Origin of the sequence: Promicromonospora sp. NPDC060271 (genome assembly GCF_042726755.1) — a bacterium.
Lineage (GTDB): Bacteria > Actinomycetota > Actinomycetes > Actinomycetales > Cellulomonadaceae > Promicromonospora.
The window spans coordinates 52,584-68,228 of the sequence record NZ_JBHXBG010000001.1 but is presented as its reverse complement, the minus strand read 5'-3'; the positions used below and the strand labels follow the sequence as shown (position 1 = coordinate 68,228).

The window sequence follows — 15,645 nt, the reverse complement described above, 5'->3', positions numbered from 1 at the left end:
GGACCAGCCTCGTCCGTGCGGCAGGTCCGCGGTACTACGGTGGAGGCATGGGGTTCCGATCATGGTTCGGGCACGGCCCGCAGAAGGCCGTTCGCCGTACCGTCCGGTCGCACCGCACCGGCCCGGTGCTGGCGCAGGCGGCGCTGGTCACGTCCACCGGCGAGGCGTGGGCGTTCGCGACGCACGCCGAGCTGCTGATGATCTCCGCACCGGAGGCGGCGAGCGGCCAGGACGACGCCGAGTCGCGGGGGGCGCCGTCCGTCGTCGTCCGGCGCGAGTGGTCCGACGTCGACCGGGCGACCTATGACACGGAGTCCAACGTCATCCAGGTGCACTGGGTCGACGGCGACGAGCCGACGTCGCTCCCCCTCGACGGCCGGCGCTCCGTGCTGCCCCAGGTGCTGCGTGAGCGCGTGCAGTGGTCGGTGGTCCTGGCGGAGCCGGTCAAGCTCCCGGGCGGGCGTTCCGCCCGGGTGGCGGTCCGACGTCGGGCGGACGGCGAGCTGTTCTCCCAGGTGATCAGCGGAGGCGGCGTCGACCTGGCCGATCCGGGCACGGCCGGCGCGATCGACGCGGCCGAGGCCCGGGTGCGCAGCGCGGCGGGGCTACCTGCCTGAACCCGCGCGCAGGACGGCCTTGTCCTTGTCGCGCAGCTTGCCGCGTTGCCGGGGCACGGTGGCGCTCTCGAGCGGCGCGGGACCCGGCGTCCCCATCCGGACCGACAGGAACGGCCGGTTCGACGGCACACCCTCCGAGGTCTCGAGGAGCCTACGGGCCAGCACGAGAGCGCCGTCCAGGGGCTCGCCCGCGGCGTCGACCACCTCGACGTCGGGGCGGGCATCCGTCACGTGCGACATGACCAGGGCGCGCAGCTCGGGGACCTTGGCCATCAGCTTGCCCGTCGTCGCGACCCGGGGCTCGACGCCCGGGTGGCTGAGCGCCGCGCGCAGGGTGTCCGCGAGCCCCCTGGCGGCCGCCGCGCGGATCGCGACGCTCGTGGGGTCGCCGGCCCGGGCCGCGGCCAGCACGCTCCTGGCGAACCCGGCCAGCAGGCTGAGCGCGTCCGGAGTGCTGTCGAGGGTGATCCCGTGCCGCTGGCGGCCGAAGTGGCGTTCGGAGGCCCGCAGCAGGACGTGCGAGGCGCCGTCCTCGCGTCCGTCGCGAGCCTTGTTCGCGGCCGCTAGCCCCTCGCGGCCGATCCATCCGCCGCTGCCCTGGTCCCCGACCAGGTAGCCCAGCCCGTCCGCGAGGTACCAGCGGGCGTACTCGTCGACGGCGACGCCGACCGCACCCGTGCCCACCACGAGCACGGCGCCGCCACGCCCGCCGAGGGCGCCCAGGTGCGCCGTCACGGCATCGGTCGACACGGCGGTCCGTTCGGTGCCCAGGCTCTCGGCGAGCACGTCGTGGAGGGCGTACGGATCCAGGCGCCCGGCCCGGTCCATGGCCATCATCCCGCGCAGGCCGACGGCGGCCGCCGCGACCCGGGGCGCTCCGGCGCCGGCCTGTGCGGGGTCGGCGTGTGCGGCGTCGAGCTCGCGCACGAGGTCCTGACAGAGCCCGCGGACGACGTCGGGGGCGTCGGAGCGCCCGTCCACGACATGAAGCGGCGGACCTTCGACGCGGACGTGCGGTCGGCCGGGCCCGGGGCTCGCCGCGGCGCGCGAACCCGTTCCGCCGAGGTCCAGGCCGACTACCCAGGTGTCCTCCGGCGGAGGGTCGGTCACCCTCTGGGTGTCTGCTGCCCGCACCCGAAGATGGTGGCACAACACGGCGTCGAACGACATGGCGGATCCTCGATCTCGCCCCTGGAACGGTGTGTTGCCCGGCATGTCGACGGGGCGGGTCCGGGTGCCGGCGCCGACGTGTCACCGACCTGTGACAGAGCCCTCCGAAAACACGACAGGACTACCTCCCAGAACCTGTTAGAGTTTTCACCGGTCGCCCTCCCGGTGAACGGGACCGGGGCGAACGCATTCCCGCGTAGCTCAGCTGGCAGAGCATCCGACTGTTAATCGGACGGTCGTTGGTTCAAGTCCAACCGCGGGAGCCGGAACGAGGCCCTGAACACCCAGTTGACGTGGGAGTTCAGGGCCTCGTCGTCTTGCTGTCGGCCACCCCACTGCGCTCTCCGTCGAGCTCCGCGTACAGGAGTCGTTCCTCGTGCTCAAACCCGTTCCGCGAGTACATGTCCACCGAGCCAGGCGACGTGTGGACGGTGATGTGCTCTGCGCCGTGCAGGGCAGCGGTCGCCATGGCCGCCCTGACCAACCGCCCGCCGACCCCGCAGTCACGGTGCTCAGGCAGGACGTAGCAGGACTGCAGGTCGCCGGACACCCGCTGGATCGCCCCGACCTTGGGCACACGCGGCGTGACGGCCAGCCACGCCATCCCGATCACCTGCTCGCCGAGGACCGCTACGTGCGGCACGTGGGTGTCACGATGCGCTCGGGCCCAGTCGGCGGCCTGGGGGACGTAGTCGGCCTCATCACCTGCCACGTCGACGCCTTCCCGCTCAGCGGTCCACAACCAACGTAGCCGTACGGTCTGCTCCAGCTCGGCATCCCGTGCGACCCGCACATCGATCCGTTCAGCGATGTTCTCGACCATGCCGGAAAGCCTAGGCGTGCTCGGCTCACGGCGAACTCATCCCAGATGGCCGTCGGTTCGAGTCAACGGCAGGGGCCTCGGTGTTTGCGCCGTAACTCACGTTTCACCCCCGGGACTCCTGGTCAGGGCATACGGAGCCAACGACGATGTCAGGCATGACTGAAGCGACGGAGAGCGTGCAGAAGCGGACGACGGCCAACAAGTCCGCCGGTCCGATCACCGCAGGCCTGGGAGGACTGATCCTGGGAGCCGGACTCTTCTCGATCGGTGCCGCCGCGCCGGTGGTCGCCATCATCGGCGTCACCGCTTTCCTGGTCGGTCTCGTCGCTCTGCTGGACGGCGTGTACAAGCTTGTCGGGAACATCGACAGCGCAACCCAGGCGCTCCTGGAACGACAGCCCTGACCTGCTTCGGAGACCCCCGCGCGGTCAGCGACCCGCGGCGAGCGCCCGCATGAGCCGGCCCGGGTCCTCGGCGGCGGGGAGGTCGCTCACCTGTCCGTCACCGACCTCGATCACACGCCACACCCCGTCGGACCGCAGCGCGAGGTCTGTGGTGACGAACGGGGCGCCTAGCGCACGTACGCTCGCGCCGACGGCATCGCACACCGCCGTCGGAACATCGACAGTGGTGCCGGCGGGCGCGTCAGGGTGCGGAGCGATCAGCACCGCCGATCCCCTGACCCACCAGATCCGCGCTTCCAGCGTGTGCCCGTCGGCGTCTTGCGTGAACTGCTCGAAGGCACGCGCGACGATCCCGCCGGCCAGGTCATCTCCCTGCAGCTCGACCATTCGTCGGATCACGCGGGTGGTGGCCGCCACGTCGGCAAGGTCAGGCACGAAGCATGCCTCCTGCCATTCGTGCTTACGGGACTTCACGTAGTCCTTCACGACGCCCAAACCGCCGCCCAGAGTTCCGGTCAGCGCTCCGACGTCCTCCCTCGTCGGCATCCGGCCTGCCTCCCAGGGCGACCAGACACTCGCGGGAGACAGGTCCGCGAATGTGCCGTACCAGCCGGGCAGCTCGTGCGCGGACCGGTACGCGGTGGAGCCCGTGATCAACCGGACTCCGCGGGCACCTAGTTCGGTGTCGAGCCGTGAGTATGCGGCGAAGGGCATCATCCAACCCCGGTACCAGGCGGCCTGTTCGCCGTCGGACGCCGGAGTACGGCGTACCGCCGCCCGGACGTCTCCGGTGAGGACCGCGTCGTGGTCCACCACCGCGACCTCCATGCCCGCCTGACGTGCGGCTTCGGCTTCGCGCATGAAGTGCTCGTCGGGCACCCGCGGGGCGAGGGGGTCGGACGGAACCAGGAGCAGAGGCGAAGCCATGCCTGGACCGTACCGACCCCCGCAGCCCCTGCGCCGCACCAATATCAGCATGCAAAACGATTAGTTTCACCCAGCCCCTTGACCTGACCGGTGCGCGCGCTATCTTAAATCGGACATTGTATCGATTCAGGTTGATCCGATCTCCCGTGGTCAGCAACGAGGCGACCAGTTTCTGCAAGGCCCGAGGCCGGGGGGCGACGCCGCTCCGATCCGGCGAGCCGTCCCAACCGAAGGAGCACGCCTTGCCCACCTCTTCCCACCGGCGTTCCTACCGGCGCAGGAGCCCTCTGCGATGGATCGCCGCCACCCTCGGCGCGATCCTCGTCGTGACGGTCCTGCCCGGACTAGCGCCCACGGCCACCGCGGCCGTCATCCCAGGCAACTGGTACACGATCTCCAACCAGTACTCCGGGCTCGCCGTCGGCATCGCGGGCAGCTCGACGGCGAACGGGGCCTTGGCACAGCTGCAGACCCGCACCGACGCGACCAGCCAGCAGTTCCGGTTCATCGACGTCGGGAGCGGGTACTACCGCGTCGAGGCCCGGCACAGCGGCCAGGTGCTCGACGTCAGCGCGAAGAGCACCGCGAACGGCGCCGACATCGTCCAGTGGCCGAGCAACGGCGGCACCAACCAGCAGTGGCAGGTCCTCGAGCAGTCCGACGGCTCCTACGAGATCGTCAACCGCAACTCCGGCAAGGCCCTCGACAACTGGGAGGGCGCCACCACCTCCGGTAGCCGCGTCTCCCAGTACACGCGGAGCGGGTCGGCCGTGCAGCGCTGGCGGCTGAACCCGATCGGCGCCGCTCAGGCGGGCAACGGCTCGGTCACCGACTCGAACCTCCAGTACTTCGGCCGCTGGAGGACCGACGGCGCCTGGCGCACCATGGGCTGGGCCGGCGGCTACGTCGAGGCGGCCTTCACCGGCTCCTCGATCGGCGTCCGACTGCGCAACACCATCGACGTGTACTACTCGGTCGACGGCGCGCCCGAGCAGTGGCACCGCAACGCGACGGGCAACCTGACCATCGCGACGGGTCTCAGCGGCGGCACGCACACCGTCCGGATCGGCTTCCGCGAGCGCGCCGGGTCGTACACGGGTGACCCGACGTTCGGCGGCTTCGCCCTCGCCTCGGATGGCGTGACGACGTCGATCGCGCGCCCGGCGAACTTCATCGAGTTCGTCGGCGACTCGATCACCGTCGGCCAGCCCAACGGGAACCGGCCCTTCACCGCGTATCCCTATCTGGTCGGCGAGGACCTCAATGCCGGCCACAGCCAGGTCGCCAACGGCGGCGTCTGCCTGGTCGCCGCCGCCGACGGCTGTTACGGCATGGTGAACGGGTTCCGCCGCTCACACATCGGGGCGACCAGCGACGACTGGAACTTCTCGACGTACCAGGCCACCGCCGTCGTCATCAATCTCGGCACCAACGACGGCGGGCACAGCGTCTCCACCGTCGAGTTCAACCAGAACTACGTGGTGCTGCTGGAGCGCGTCCGGCAGGCGTACCCGAACGCCCACATCTTCGCGATGGGCGTCTTCAGGGGCCGGTACGTGACCGAGACGCGGAACGCGGTCCAGACGCGCGTCAACGCCGGGGACACCCGGGTCCACTTCGTCGACACGACCGGTTGGGTCGACCCGGCGACCGACACCAGCGACAACGTCCACCCGACCGATGCCGGGCACCGGAAGATCGCGAACCGGCTGATCCCGATCATCGACCAGTACATCTGACCCGAGCGCGATTCCTCCTGGTGGGCCTCCGCGACGACGCCGAGGCCCACCACCCACTCACCTGGAGCACAGATGCGCAATCCTGAACCCTCCGGCCCGCTCACGGCCGGCCTCACCCGCCGGTCGCTGTTCGGTCTCGCGGCCGGAGCCGCCGCGGCCGCCGGCGGCCTTCTCACCGCCGCCCCGGCGTATGCCGCGTTCACCCCGGGCGCCTGGTACGTCCTGCAGTCGCGCCACTCCGGCCTGGTCCTCCAGATCGAGGGCGCGTCGACGGCGAACGGCGCGCGGCTCGTGCAGGGAACCCGCACGAACGCGACCAACCAGCAGTTCCGCTTCGTCGACGCCGGAAGCGGCTACTACAAGATCCAGGCCCGCCACTCGAACCTGCTGCTCGACGTCTACGCCAAGAGCACCGCGAACGGCGCCGACATCGTCCAGTGGAGCGACAGCGGCACCATGAACCAGCACTGGCAGATCCTCGACGACGGCACCTACCTGCGCTTCGTCAACCGCAACTCCGGCAAGGCCCTCGACCTGTGGGAACGGTCCACCACCCCGGGAACCCGCATCTCGCAGTACGACAACAACGGCGGCACCAACCAGCAGTGGCGGCCGCTCCCCGTGACCGCGACGGGGGACGGGACGCCGACGATCTACATCGCCTCGGACTCGACGGCCCAGACCTACAGCACCTCGCTCCGGCCGCAGATGGGCTGGGGCCAGAAGCTCGCGAGCTACTTCGACACGAGCACGACCGTGGCCAACCACGCCATCGGCGGCCGCTCGTCGCGCTCGTTCATCGAGCAAGGGCGCCTGGACACGATCCTTGGCGTCATCCAGCCGGGCGACTACCTGTTCGTCCAGTTCGGCCACAACGACGCCAGCTCCGGCAACCCCGAGCGGTACACGTCGCCCACCGACTACAAGCGGTACCTGCGCGACAACTACATGGCCGGCGCGACCGCACGCGGTGCCACACCGGTCCTGCTCACCCCGGTCTCGCGTCGCGACTACGACGCGAACGGCCAGTTCCGCGTCTCGTTCCCGGACTACGTCGCCAAGGTGCACGAACTGGTCAGCGAGACCGGCGTCGCGATGATCGACCTGTCGGCGCGCTCGCGGGCGTACCTCAACTCGATCGGCCCAGAGGCCGCAAAAGGCGTGTTCCTGCACACGAGCCCCGGCCAGTACCCCGCCTTCCCCGACGGGGTCGCCGACAACACGCACTTCCAGGAGCACGGTGCCGACCAGATGGCGCGCATCGTCTCCGAGGGTGCGGCGGCGCTGCCCCTGCCGATCGCGGGCCACGTGCGATAGCGGTCGGGCACAGCGGCCCTGGATCCCCTTCTCCCCTGGGATCCAGGGCCGCTGTGTCCCGCGCCTGTCGGCCCATGTCGGCAAGACTGGACCCATGCCGACGACGAGTGCGGGCCTCCTGCCCTACCGACGACTGCCCGGCGGCGGGCTCGAGGTGCTGCTCGGGCACATGGGCGGACCGTTCTGGGCGCGCAAGGACGCGGGCGCCTGGACCCTGCTCAAGGGCGAGCTCGATCCCGGCGAGGAACCGCACGCCGCTGCGCTGCGCGAGGCGAGCGAGGAGCTGGGGATGGCCCTGCCGCCGCCGTCGGCCCCCGACATCGAGCTCGGGGAGGTCCGGCAGCGCTCGGGCAAGAAGGTCCTCGCCTGGGCGCGCGAGTGGCCTGCGGACGGGCCCGACCTGGCGCGGATCGCGAGCAACACCGTGGAGATCGAGTGGCCACCGCGGTCCGGGCGGCGCGTCGAGGTGCCGGAGATCGACCGCGTCGCCTGGCTCTCACCCGACGACGCACGACGTCTCGCGGTCAGCGCACAGGCTGCCTTCGTCGACCGGCTGGAGGCGGCGCTCGCGTCCCCTGTGGACAACTGACGCATTCCCCGGGGCGAGTGTCGGTGGTCCGAGGCAGCATCGGTACAGGCAACCGATCTGGAGGACGTCATGGCCGACGCGCACACCGCCCGCACCTATCCGCACGGGGTGCCCTGCTGGATCGACCTGGAGGTGGCGGACGTCGACGCGGCGCTCGCCTTCTACGGTCACCTGTTCGGCTGGCGTTTCGAGGAGAAGCTGCCGCCCGGGGCCCCGGGGCGCTACGTCGTCGCGTCCCGGGACGGCACAGATGCGACGGCCATCGCCGCGGTCGGCACACCGGACAAGGACTTCGACGACGACCCCGCCTGGAACACGTACCTCGCCGTGGACGACGTCGCCGTCACCGCCGCAGCGGTCGCCGGGCTGGGCGGCGGCGTGAGCTCCGCGCCGGAGGCCGTGGGGCCGCCGGGCCAGCCCGCGGGGTGGATGGCCCGGATCATCGACGCGCAGGGAGCGCCCAGCCGGCTGTGGCAGGCGGGCACCCGGCTCGGCGCCCAGGTGGTCAACGCGCCGGGCACGTGGAACTTCAGCAACCTGCTCACCCCGGACGTCGACCGCGCGCTCCAGTTCTACGGTCCGCTGCTCAGGTGGGTACGGAGCGACGACCTCGCCGTCGGCATGGCGCGTGTGCCCGGGTACGGCGACCACCTGGCCCGCACCGTCGACCCCGGCATCCACGAGCGACAGGAACACGTGCCGCCCGGCTTCGCCGACGCCGTCGCCGGGGTGGTGCCTACCGACGGGCCCGCGCGGTGGTCCGTCGCGTTCGCCGTCGCCGACCGGGACGGGTCCACCGCGGAGGCGGAACGGTCGGGTGCGACGGTGCTGGAGACCGAGGAGACCGAGTGGTCGAGGTCGGCGACCATCCGGGACCCGTTCGGCTCCGAACTCGTCCTGGCCCAGTTCGACCCGCCGCAGGAGTTTCTCGATGCGGAAGCGCAGGCCGGGAAGGACTGATCCGACCCCCAGAATTATTGCTTCCTGTGCTTGAATGTAGCCTGGCTAGTTAAATCACCGAGGAGGGCACGTGTCGCCAGAGAGAGTCGTCCTGCTGGACGAGGACCGCGTGCCGGTCGGGACCCAGCTCAAGCACCTCGTGCACACCGCGGACACCCCGCTGCACCTGGCGTTCTCCTGCCATGTGCTGAACGCCGAGGGCCAGGTGCTGGTCACCCGGCGTTCCCTCGGCAAGCGCGCCTGGCCAGGGGTGTGGACCAACTCCGTCTGCGGGCATCCGCAGCCGGACGAGCCGATGGAGGACGCCGTGGTCCGCCGCGCGCAAGACGAGCTCGGGCTGGCCGTGCGCGAGCTCCGGCCCGTGCTGCCCGACTTCCGCTACCGGGCGACCGACGCCTCGGGAGTCGTGGAGAACGAGGTGTGCCCCGTCTACGTCGCGGTCGCCGACGGGGTGCCTGAGCCGAACCCGGACGAGGTGATGGACCTGCGCTGGGTGGACCCCGGCCCGCTGGGCAGCGCCCTCCGGGCGACGCCCTGGGCATTCTCCCCGTGGTTCGTGGGGCAGGCCCGGGACATGGAGCTCTACGCGCCGTCGGACGCCGGGACGGCCCTCGCCGAAGGAGCGCCGCGATGACCGAGACCCTCCCCCGTGCGGCGGTTGACACCGTCCTGGCCGAGTTCTTCGAGGACCGGATCCGGCGCGCCACCCCGCTCGCGGAGCACTACGCGCTGCTGTGGCGGCGGCTGGCGCGCTCCAGCGAGGGCGGCAAGCGTCTGCGGCCCCGGCTGCTGCTCGACACGCACCGGGCGCTCGGCGGCGCGCACCCGGAGGACGCGACGGTCGCCGCCGCCGCGTTCGAGCTGCTGCACACGGCCCTGCTGCTGCACGACGACGTGATCGACGGCGACCTCAGGCGGCGCGGCCGACCCACCGTCACCGCCGAGTTCGCCGACGACGCGCTGACCAGCGGACTGCCGAGGCGGTCCGCGGCGGCCTGGGGGCAGGCGTCGGGAATCCTCGGTGGGGACCTGCTGCTCAGCGCCACGTACGCGCTGGTCGCACGGGTCCGTGGGCCCGCACGCGAGGAGCTGACCGACCTCGTCGAGGAGTGCCTGTTCCGCGCCGCGGCGGGTGAGCACGACGACGTCGCGTTCGGCCTGGGCACCGCCTCCGGCTCCCCCGAGCAGCTGCTGCGGATGATGGAGAACAAGACCGGCGGCTACTCGTTCGCCGCACCACTGCGCGCGGGGGCCGCGCTGGCCGGGGCGGACGAACGCACCAAGGCCGAGCTCGAGCGGGTCGGGACGGCGCTCGGCGTGCTCTACCAGCTCCGCGACGACATGCTCGGCGTCTTCGGGGACGCCCACCGCACGGGCAAGAGCACCACCAGCGACCTGCGCGAACGCAAGCGGACCCTGCTCGTCGCGCTCGCCGAGGAGCACCCCGCCTGGACCGCGGTGCGGTACCTGTGGGGCGACCCGGACCTGGACGAGCCCGGCGCGGACCTGCTGCGCGACGCGCTCGTCACCAGCGGCGCCCACGCGGGGATGTCGGAGCTCATCGACGCCAGGCGGCAAGAGGTCGTCACCGCCATCGGCCGGACGGCGCTGCCGGCCGGCCTCCAGCAGCACCTCACCGGCCTCGCCGACCAGCTCGCGGGGCGTGCGGCATGAACCCGTCGTCATCCCTCGCGCTCTACTCGGACACCGCCCACACCGCGGCGGCCAGCGTGCTCGGCGCCTACTCGACGTCGTTCAGCCTGGCCACCCGGCTGCTGCCGCCCGCGACCCGCGCGATGATCGAGGACATCTACGCCCTGGTCCGGGTGGCCGACGAGATAGTGGACGGCCCGGCGCACGAGGCGGGCCTCGCCCCCGCCGAGTGCCGCAGCACCCTCGACGGGCTGGAGACCGAGACGTACACGGCGATGCGGTGCGGGTTCAGCGCGAACATGGTGGTCCACGCCTTCGCCAACACGGCACGGACCGTGGGGATCGACGAGTCGCTCGTGCGCCCCTTCTTCGCCTCCATGCGCCGCGACCTCGACCCGACGGCGGCGCTCAGCGTCGGCGAGTTCCGCACCTATGTGCACGGCTCCGCCGAGGTCGTCGGGCTCATGTGCCTGTGCGCCTTCCTGCACGGCTACCCCGTCCTGCCCGCGACGCGCGGCAAGCTCGAGGAGGGCGCGCGCCGGCTCGGCGCGGCGTTCCAGAAGATCAACTTCCTGCGGGACCTGGGCGACGACGAGGACCGCCTGGGCCGCTCCTACTTTCCCGGCACCGGCCCGGACCACCTGGACGACGAGCACAAGGCGGTGATCGTCAAGGACATCGACGCCGACCTGGCCGCAGCGCGCGCCGTCCTCCCGCTGCTGCCCGCCGGGCCGCGCCGGGCCACGGCGCTCGCCGCCGGCCTCTTCGCCGAGCTCAACGACCGGCTGCGGGACGTCCCCGCCGCCAGGCTGCGCGGGCACCGGGTGTCCGTGCCCGCGGCCGTCAAGCTGCGCATCGCCGCTACCGTCCTCGCCACCTCGCACGCGGGAGGGCGGGCATGAGGGACCGGCGGGTCGTCGTCGTGGGCGGCGGTGTCTCGGGGCTGGCGACCGCGGCCTTGCTCGCCCGGGACGGGGCCGACGTCACGCTGCTGGAGGCACGGTCGGAGCTCGGCGGCCGGGCGGGACGGTGGCAGCGCGACGGGTTCCGGTTCGACACCGGACCCTCCTGGTACCTGATGCCGGAGGTCTTCGACCACTTCTTCCGGCTGCTCGGCACCAGCGCCCGCGAGGAGCTCGACCTGGTCCGGCTCGACCCGTCCTACCGGGTCTTCTTCGAGGGCGACCCCGAGCCGTTCGACCTGCCCGCCGACGGCGCCCGCGCGGCGCTGCTGGCGCTCGACCCGCCGTCCGCCCCGAAGCTGGGCGCCTACCTGGACTCGGCGGCCGAGACCTACCGGACCGCCACCGAACGGTTCCTGTACGCGACGTTCGCCTCGCTCGGGCCGCTGCTGGACCGGGACCTCGTGCGCCGGGCGCCACGGCTGGCGCGCCTGCTCGGCGAACCGCTGGACCACTTCATCGCGCGCCACACGACCGACGACCGCGTACGCCGCATCCTCGGCTATCCGGCGGTGTTCCTCGGCACGTCACCGAGCGCCGCACCCAGCATGTACCACCTCATGAGCCACCTCGACGTGACCCAGGGCGTGCTGTACCCGCGCGGCGGGTTCGGCGCGGTGATCGACGCCGTCGCCCGGGTCGCCCAGCGCGCGGGCGCCAAGCTGCTCACCGGTCAGCGCGTGGCACGGATCACCGTGGCGGACGGCGCCGTCAGCGGCGTCGACGTCGACGACGACACCGGCCGCACCTACCACCTGGAGGCCGACGTCGTGGTGTCGACCGCCGACCTGCGCGTCACGGAGCACGAGCTGCTCGGCCCGGCGCACCGCAGCCACAGCGACCGCTGGTGGCGACGCCGCGACCCCGGGCCGGGCGCCGTGCTGGCGCTCCTCGGGGTACGCGGCGAGCTCCCGGCGCTCGCCCACCACTCGCTGCTGTTCGCCGAGGACTGGCAGCAGGGGTTCGAGGCGATCTTCGGTGCCCACCGGTCCGTCCCGTCGCCGACGTCGCTCTACGTCTGCCGCCCGAGCGCCACCGACGACGTCGCCCCGCCCGGGCACGAGAACCTGTTCGTCCTGGTCCCGGTGCCCGCGGACACCACGATGGGCGCCGGCGGCATCGACGGCGCAGGGGACCCGGGCGTCGAACGCGTGGCCGACCAGGCGATCGCCCAGATCGCGCGGTGGACCGGCACGCCCGACCTCGCCGAACGTGTGGTGGTCCGGCGCACCATCGGGCCCGCCGACTTCGAACGCGACTTCGGCGCCTGGCGCGGCGGCGCCCTCGGCCCCGGCCACACCCTGCGGCAGAGCGCCATGCTCCGCGGCAAGAACGTGTCGTCCCGCGTCGACGGCCTCCTGTACGCCGGCGCGACCACCATCCCGGGGATCGGCCTGCCCATGTGCCTCATCAGCGCGGAGCTGGTGCTCAAACGGCTCCGCGGCGACACGAGCGCCGGCCCGCTGCGGGAGGACCGATGAGCTTCGCCTACCTCGCCGTGCTGCTGTTCTCGGCGGCCGGGGTGCTGCTCCTCGACGCCCGCCACCGGCTCTTCTGCTGGCGGTCCCCGGGGCGGGCCGCCGCCGTCCTCGTGGTCGGCACCGCGTTCTTCCTCGCGTGGGACCTCGCCGGAATCGGCCTCGGCGTGTTCTTCCACGGCACCGGCCGGTACATGACCGGGCTCATGCTCGCCCCCGAGCTGCCGCTGGAGGAGCTGGTGTTCCTGCTCTTCCTGTGCGAGCTCACGATGGTGCTCGTCCTCGGCGCACAACGCGTCCTGGACCGCACGGAGAGCCCGCGATGACCTACCTCCTGCTCGCGCTCGGCTTCCTCGCACTCGCCACGGTCGTCGCCCTCGTCGCGCGGCACAGCGCACGACGGTCCGGCAGGCCCGCCGCCGGCTGGCGCGCCCTCGCCCTCGCCGCCTGCGCCCTCCTGCTCCTGACCGCCGTGTTCGACAACCTCATGATCGCGAGCGGGCTGTTCACCTACGCCGACGCACACATCTCCGGGGCCCGGATCGGCCTCGCACCCGTCGAGGACTTCTCCTACCCCCTGGCCGCCATCATCCTGCTGCCCGCGCTGTGGTCCCTGTTCGGCGGCAGGTACGGAGGCCACGATGATCGCTGACCTCGCACGCGCCTCCCGGCCGCTGAGCTGGATCAACACCGCCTACCCGTTCGCGGCGGCCTACCTGCTGACCACGGGAGACATCGACGCGTCACTCGTCATCGGGACACTGTTCTTCCTCGTGCCGTACAACCTCGCGCTCTACGGCGTCAACGACGTGTTCGACCACGCGTCCGACCTGGCCAACCCCCGCAAGGGCGGCGTGGAGGGCGCCCTGCTCCCGCCCGCACGCCACCGCACCGTCCTGGTCGCGTCCGTCGTCACCTGCGCCCCGTTCGTCGTGGCGCTCGCCCTGCTCGGCCCGCCGCTGTCGTGGGCGGCGCTCGCGGTCAGCCTGTTCGCGCTCGTCGCCTACTCCGCGCCGCCCTTCCGCTTCAAGGAGGTGCCGGTGCTCGACTCGCTGACCTCCAGCGTCCACTTCGTCAGCCCGGCGGTCTACGGGCTCGCACTGGCCCAGGCCTCCCCCACGCCCGGGACCTACGCGGTGCTCGGCGCCTTTCTCCTGTGGGGCATGGCGAGCCACGCCTTCGGCGCGGTCCAGGACATCGTGCCCGACCGCGAGGGGCGCATCTCCTCGATCGCCACCGCCCTCGGCGCCGCCCGCACGGTGCGCCTCGCCCTGGCCGCCTGGACCGCCGCCGGCCTCCTGGTCGCCACGACCGGATGGCCCGGCGCGCTCGCCGGCCTCCTCGCACTCCCGTACCTCGCCCTGGCGCTGCCCTACGCGCGGCTGCGCGACGAGGACTCCGCCCGGGCGAACGGCGGATGGCGGCACTTCCTCTGGGTCAACTACGCGGTGGGCACCGCCGTGACCATGATCCTCATCCTGTACGTCCTACGGAACGGAGGACTGCCATGACGCTGGTCAAGCCCCTGACCTGGTCGAGCGTGGTCGCCTACCCGCGCACCGAGGTCTTCGCCTGGCACGAACGGCCCGGCGCCGTCATGCGGCTCACGCCGCCGTGGGTACCGCTGCGGGTGGTCCGGGAGGCGACGTCCCTTGCTGACGGCGAGGCGGTGCTCGGCCTCCCCCTCGGGCTGCGCTGGGTGGCCAGGCACTCGGGCTACGAACCACCGGAACGGTTCGCCGACGAGCTGGTCTCCGCGCCCCTGCGCTGGGGCGTGCGGTGGCGCCACGTGCACGAGCTCCGTGACGAGGGCATGCGCACCCGCATCACCGACACCGTCCACACCAACGTGCCGCCCGGCCTGCTGCGCGCCATGTTCGCCTACCGGCACCGGCAGCTCCGGATGGACCTGGCGGCCCAGGCCACCGCGCGCAACGGCGGCGACCGGCCGATGGTCGTCGCGATGACCGGCAGCAGCGGGTTCGTCGGCAGCGCCCTGGTGCCGTTCCTGACGACCGCCGGTCACCGCGTGATCCGGCTGGTCCGCGGCCGGCCGCACGGCCCCGACGAACGCCGCTGGGACCCGGCGGCCCCGGCGGCCGACCTGCTCGGCGGCGTGGACGCGGTGATCCACCTCGCGGGTGCCTCGATCGCCGGCCGGTTCACGCCGGAGCACCGCGCCGCCGTCCGCGACTCCCGGATCGGGCCCACGAGGGCGCTCGCCGAGCTGGCCGGACGCACCCCGGACGGACCGAAGGTGTTCGTCTCGGCCTCGGCGATCGGGTACGACGGCCCGGACCGCGGGGACGAGATGCTGGACGAGTCCGCCGCGCGCGGCGACGGCTTCCTCGCGGACCTGGTCGCCGACTGGGAGCAGGCGACCGCCGGCGCCGCCGAGGCGGGGCTGCGGGTGGTCAACGTGCGCACCGGCCTGGTGCAGTCTCCGCGCGGCGGGACGCTGCGCCTGTTCTACCCGCTGTTCGCGGCCGGGCTGGGCGGCAGGCTCGGTGACGGCCGGATGTGGCAGTCCTGGATCGGTATCGACGACCTGGTGGACGTCTACCACCGGGCGCTCTACGACGCGGGGCTGTCCGGCCCGGTCAACGCCGTCGCCCCCGAGCCGGTGCGCAACGCCGCCTACGCGAAGACCCTGGCCAGGGTGCTGCGCCGGCCGGCGCTCCTGCCGGTGCCCGGCTTCGGTCCGCGGCTGCTGCTCGGTGCCCAGGGCGCGACCGAGCTCGCCGAGGCCAGCCAGCGGCTGTACCCGGCGGCCCTGCTCGGGCGCGGCCACCGGTTCCGGCACCCGACCCTCGAACCGGCGCTGCGCCACCTGCTCGGCAGGGCTTGACCTCGATATTTGCCCGCTGGCCGTACGGGAGTCCCACTTCGATCGCCCAGGTGAGGTGCACTCGATGAGAGGGTGCCGGACCTGCTGAAGAACGTTCACCTCAGCCCCGCCTAGTTCGGCCCAGCCGTACAGTTCAGGTCAGGCGGCATGTACAGGGC

General features: G+C 72.3%; 17 protein-coding genes and 1 tRNA gene. 15 read left to right on the top strand and 3 right to left on the bottom strand.

The window, feature by feature from the left end:
• The first annotated feature begins 47 nt into the window (after positions 1-47).
• A complete protein-coding gene (locus tag ACFWE2_RS00330) occupies positions 48-617 on the top strand; it encodes a hypothetical protein (protein ID WP_377222206.1) in 570 nt (189 codons plus the stop codon).
• Here the strand turns inward: ACFWE2_RS00330 and ACFWE2_RS00325 are convergent.
• Entirely contained in the window at positions 606-1,727 is a 1,122-nt protein-coding gene (locus tag ACFWE2_RS00325) for an N-acetylglucosamine kinase (protein ID WP_377222205.1), read from the bottom strand. The two genes, ACFWE2_RS00330 and ACFWE2_RS00325, sit on opposite strands and share 12 nt — an antisense overlap.
• A gap of 250 nt (positions 1,728-1,977) precedes the next feature.
• Between ACFWE2_RS00325 and ACFWE2_RS00320 the strand changes: the two genes are divergently transcribed.
• A tRNA-Asn gene (locus tag ACFWE2_RS00320) sits at positions 1,978-2,050 on the top strand.
• 38 nt (positions 2,051-2,088) lie between these two features.
• Here ACFWE2_RS00320 and ACFWE2_RS00315 read toward each other — a convergent pair.
• Positions 2,089-2,610, bottom strand: a complete 522-nt coding sequence (locus tag ACFWE2_RS00315) for a GNAT family N-acetyltransferase (protein WP_377222204.1) — start codon at positions 2,608-2,610, stop codon at positions 2,089-2,091.
• Between the two features lie 155 nt (positions 2,611-2,765).
• Between ACFWE2_RS00315 and ACFWE2_RS00310 the strand changes: the two genes are divergently transcribed.
• Entirely contained in the window at positions 2,766-3,014 is a 249-nt protein-coding gene (locus ACFWE2_RS00310) for a hypothetical protein (protein WP_377222203.1), read from the top strand.
• Between the two features lie 24 nt (positions 3,015-3,038).
• On the opposite strand, the gene ACFWE2_RS00305 is transcribed toward ACFWE2_RS00310, so the two are convergent.
• The gene (locus tag ACFWE2_RS00305; RefSeq protein WP_377222202.1) at positions 3,039-3,941 is read right to left on the bottom strand and encodes an ATP-grasp domain-containing protein; all 903 of its coding nucleotides are present in this window, start codon (positions 3,939-3,941) and stop codon (positions 3,039-3,041) included.
• A 242-nt stretch (positions 3,942-4,183) separates the two neighbouring features.
• On the opposite strand from ACFWE2_RS00305, the gene ACFWE2_RS00300 reads away from it, so the two are divergent.
• The 12 genes from ACFWE2_RS00300 (at position 4,184) to ACFWE2_RS00245 (ending at position 15,487) form a co-directional block, all read left to right on the top strand.
• Positions 4,184-5,680 carry an RICIN domain-containing protein gene (locus ACFWE2_RS00300; protein WP_377222201.1) on the top strand — a complete coding sequence of 499 codons (1,497 nt, stop codon included), beginning with the start codon at positions 4,184-4,186 and terminating at the stop codon, positions 5,678-5,680.
• 72 nt (positions 5,681-5,752) lie between these two features.
• Complete coding sequence (locus tag ACFWE2_RS00295) at positions 5,753-6,997, top strand: RICIN domain-containing protein (RefSeq protein WP_377222200.1); 1,245 nt, start codon at positions 5,753-5,755, stop codon at positions 6,995-6,997.
• A gap of 94 nt (positions 6,998-7,091) precedes the next feature.
• Positions 7,092-7,586: an NUDIX domain-containing protein gene (locus ACFWE2_RS00290; RefSeq protein ID WP_377222199.1), complete on the top strand. Its 495-nt coding sequence runs from the start codon at positions 7,092-7,094 to the stop codon at positions 7,584-7,586.
• 69 nt (positions 7,587-7,655) lie between these two features.
• The gene (locus ACFWE2_RS00285) at positions 7,656-8,546 is read left to right on the top strand and encodes a VOC family protein (protein ID WP_377222198.1); all 891 of its coding nucleotides are present in this window, start codon (positions 7,656-7,658) and stop codon (positions 8,544-8,546) included.
• 70 nt (positions 8,547-8,616) lie between these two features.
• The gene (gene idi / locus ACFWE2_RS00280) at positions 8,617-9,180 is read left to right on the top strand and encodes an isopentenyl-diphosphate Delta-isomerase (protein WP_377222197.1); all 564 of its coding nucleotides are present in this window, start codon (positions 8,617-8,619) and stop codon (positions 9,178-9,180) included.
• The gene (locus ACFWE2_RS00275) at positions 9,177-10,220 is read left to right on the top strand and encodes a polyprenyl synthetase family protein (RefSeq protein ID WP_377222196.1); all 1,044 of its coding nucleotides are present in this window, start codon (positions 9,177-9,179) and stop codon (positions 10,218-10,220) included. Before idi ends, ACFWE2_RS00275 begins: the two co-directional genes overlap by 4 nt.
• Positions 10,217-11,101: a phytoene/squalene synthase family protein gene (locus ACFWE2_RS00270; RefSeq protein ID WP_377222195.1), complete on the top strand. Its 885-nt coding sequence runs from the start codon at positions 10,217-10,219 to the stop codon at positions 11,099-11,101. The genes ACFWE2_RS00275 and ACFWE2_RS00270 overlap by 4 nt, the downstream gene beginning before the upstream one ends.
• Entirely contained in the window at positions 11,098-12,642 is a 1,545-nt protein-coding gene (crtI, locus tag ACFWE2_RS00265; RefSeq protein WP_377222194.1) for a phytoene desaturase family protein, read from the top strand. The genes ACFWE2_RS00270 and crtI overlap by 4 nt, the downstream gene beginning before the upstream one ends.
• Positions 12,639-12,965: a lycopene cyclase domain-containing protein gene (locus tag ACFWE2_RS00260; RefSeq protein WP_377222193.1), complete on the top strand. Its 327-nt coding sequence runs from the start codon at positions 12,639-12,641 to the stop codon at positions 12,963-12,965. Before crtI ends, ACFWE2_RS00260 begins: the two co-directional genes overlap by 4 nt.
• Positions 12,962-13,291, top strand: a complete 330-nt coding sequence (locus tag ACFWE2_RS00255) for a lycopene cyclase domain-containing protein (RefSeq protein ID WP_377222192.1) — start codon at positions 12,962-12,964, stop codon at positions 13,289-13,291. The genes ACFWE2_RS00260 and ACFWE2_RS00255 overlap by 4 nt, the downstream gene beginning before the upstream one ends.
• A complete protein-coding gene (locus ACFWE2_RS00250) occupies positions 13,281-14,150 on the top strand; it encodes a prenyltransferase (RefSeq protein WP_377222191.1) in 870 nt (289 codons plus the stop codon). Before ACFWE2_RS00255 ends, ACFWE2_RS00250 begins: the two co-directional genes overlap by 11 nt.
• Complete coding sequence (locus ACFWE2_RS00245) at positions 14,147-15,487, top strand: TIGR01777 family oxidoreductase (protein ID WP_377222190.1); 1,341 nt, start codon at positions 14,147-14,149, stop codon at positions 15,485-15,487. The genes ACFWE2_RS00250 and ACFWE2_RS00245 overlap by 4 nt, the downstream gene beginning before the upstream one ends.
• Positions 15,488-15,645 lie beyond the last annotated feature (158 nt).

Excerpts from the sequence above, each read along its gene's own strand:
- ACFWE2_RS00270 (WP_377222195.1), top strand. The coding sequence starts at position 10,217 with ATGAACCCGTCGTCATCCCTCGCGCTCTACTCGGACACCGCCCACACC.
- ACFWE2_RS00330 (WP_377222206.1), top strand. The coding sequence starts at position 48 with ATGGGGTTCCGATCATGGTTCGGGCACGGCCCGCAGAAGGCCGTTCGC.
- ACFWE2_RS00250 (WP_377222191.1), top strand. The coding sequence starts at position 13,281 with ATGATCGCTGACCTCGCACGCGCCTCCCGGCCGCTGAGCTGGATCAAC.
- ACFWE2_RS00275 (WP_377222196.1), top strand. The coding sequence starts at position 9,177 with ATGACCGAGACCCTCCCCCGTGCGGCGGTTGACACCGTCCTGGCCGAG.
- crtI (WP_377222194.1), top strand. The coding sequence starts at position 11,098 with ATGAGGGACCGGCGGGTCGTCGTCGTGGGCGGCGGTGTCTCGGGGCTG.
- ACFWE2_RS00290 (WP_377222199.1), top strand. The coding sequence starts at position 7,092 with ATGCCGACGACGAGTGCGGGCCTCCTGCCCTACCGACGACTGCCCGGC.
- ACFWE2_RS00255 (WP_377222192.1), top strand. The coding sequence starts at position 12,962 with ATGACCTACCTCCTGCTCGCGCTCGGCTTCCTCGCACTCGCCACGGTC.
- ACFWE2_RS00245 (WP_377222190.1), top strand. The coding sequence starts at position 14,147 with ATGACGCTGGTCAAGCCCCTGACCTGGTCGAGCGTGGTCGCCTACCCG.
- ACFWE2_RS00310 (WP_377222203.1), top strand. The coding sequence starts at position 2,766 with ATGACTGAAGCGACGGAGAGCGTGCAGAAGCGGACGACGGCCAACAAG.
- ACFWE2_RS00305 (WP_377222202.1), bottom strand. The coding sequence starts at position 3,941 with ATGGCTTCGCCTCTGCTCCTGGTTCCGTCCGACCCCCTCGCCCCGCGG.
- ACFWE2_RS00260 (WP_377222193.1), top strand. The coding sequence starts at position 12,639 with ATGAGCTTCGCCTACCTCGCCGTGCTGCTGTTCTCGGCGGCCGGGGTG.
- ACFWE2_RS00315 (WP_377222204.1), bottom strand. The coding sequence starts at position 2,610 with ATGGTCGAGAACATCGCTGAACGGATCGATGTGCGGGTCGCACGGGAT.
- ACFWE2_RS00285 (WP_377222198.1), top strand. The coding sequence starts at position 7,656 with ATGGCCGACGCGCACACCGCCCGCACCTATCCGCACGGGGTGCCCTGC.
- ACFWE2_RS00295 (WP_377222200.1), top strand. The coding sequence starts at position 5,753 with ATGCGCAATCCTGAACCCTCCGGCCCGCTCACGGCCGGCCTCACCCGC.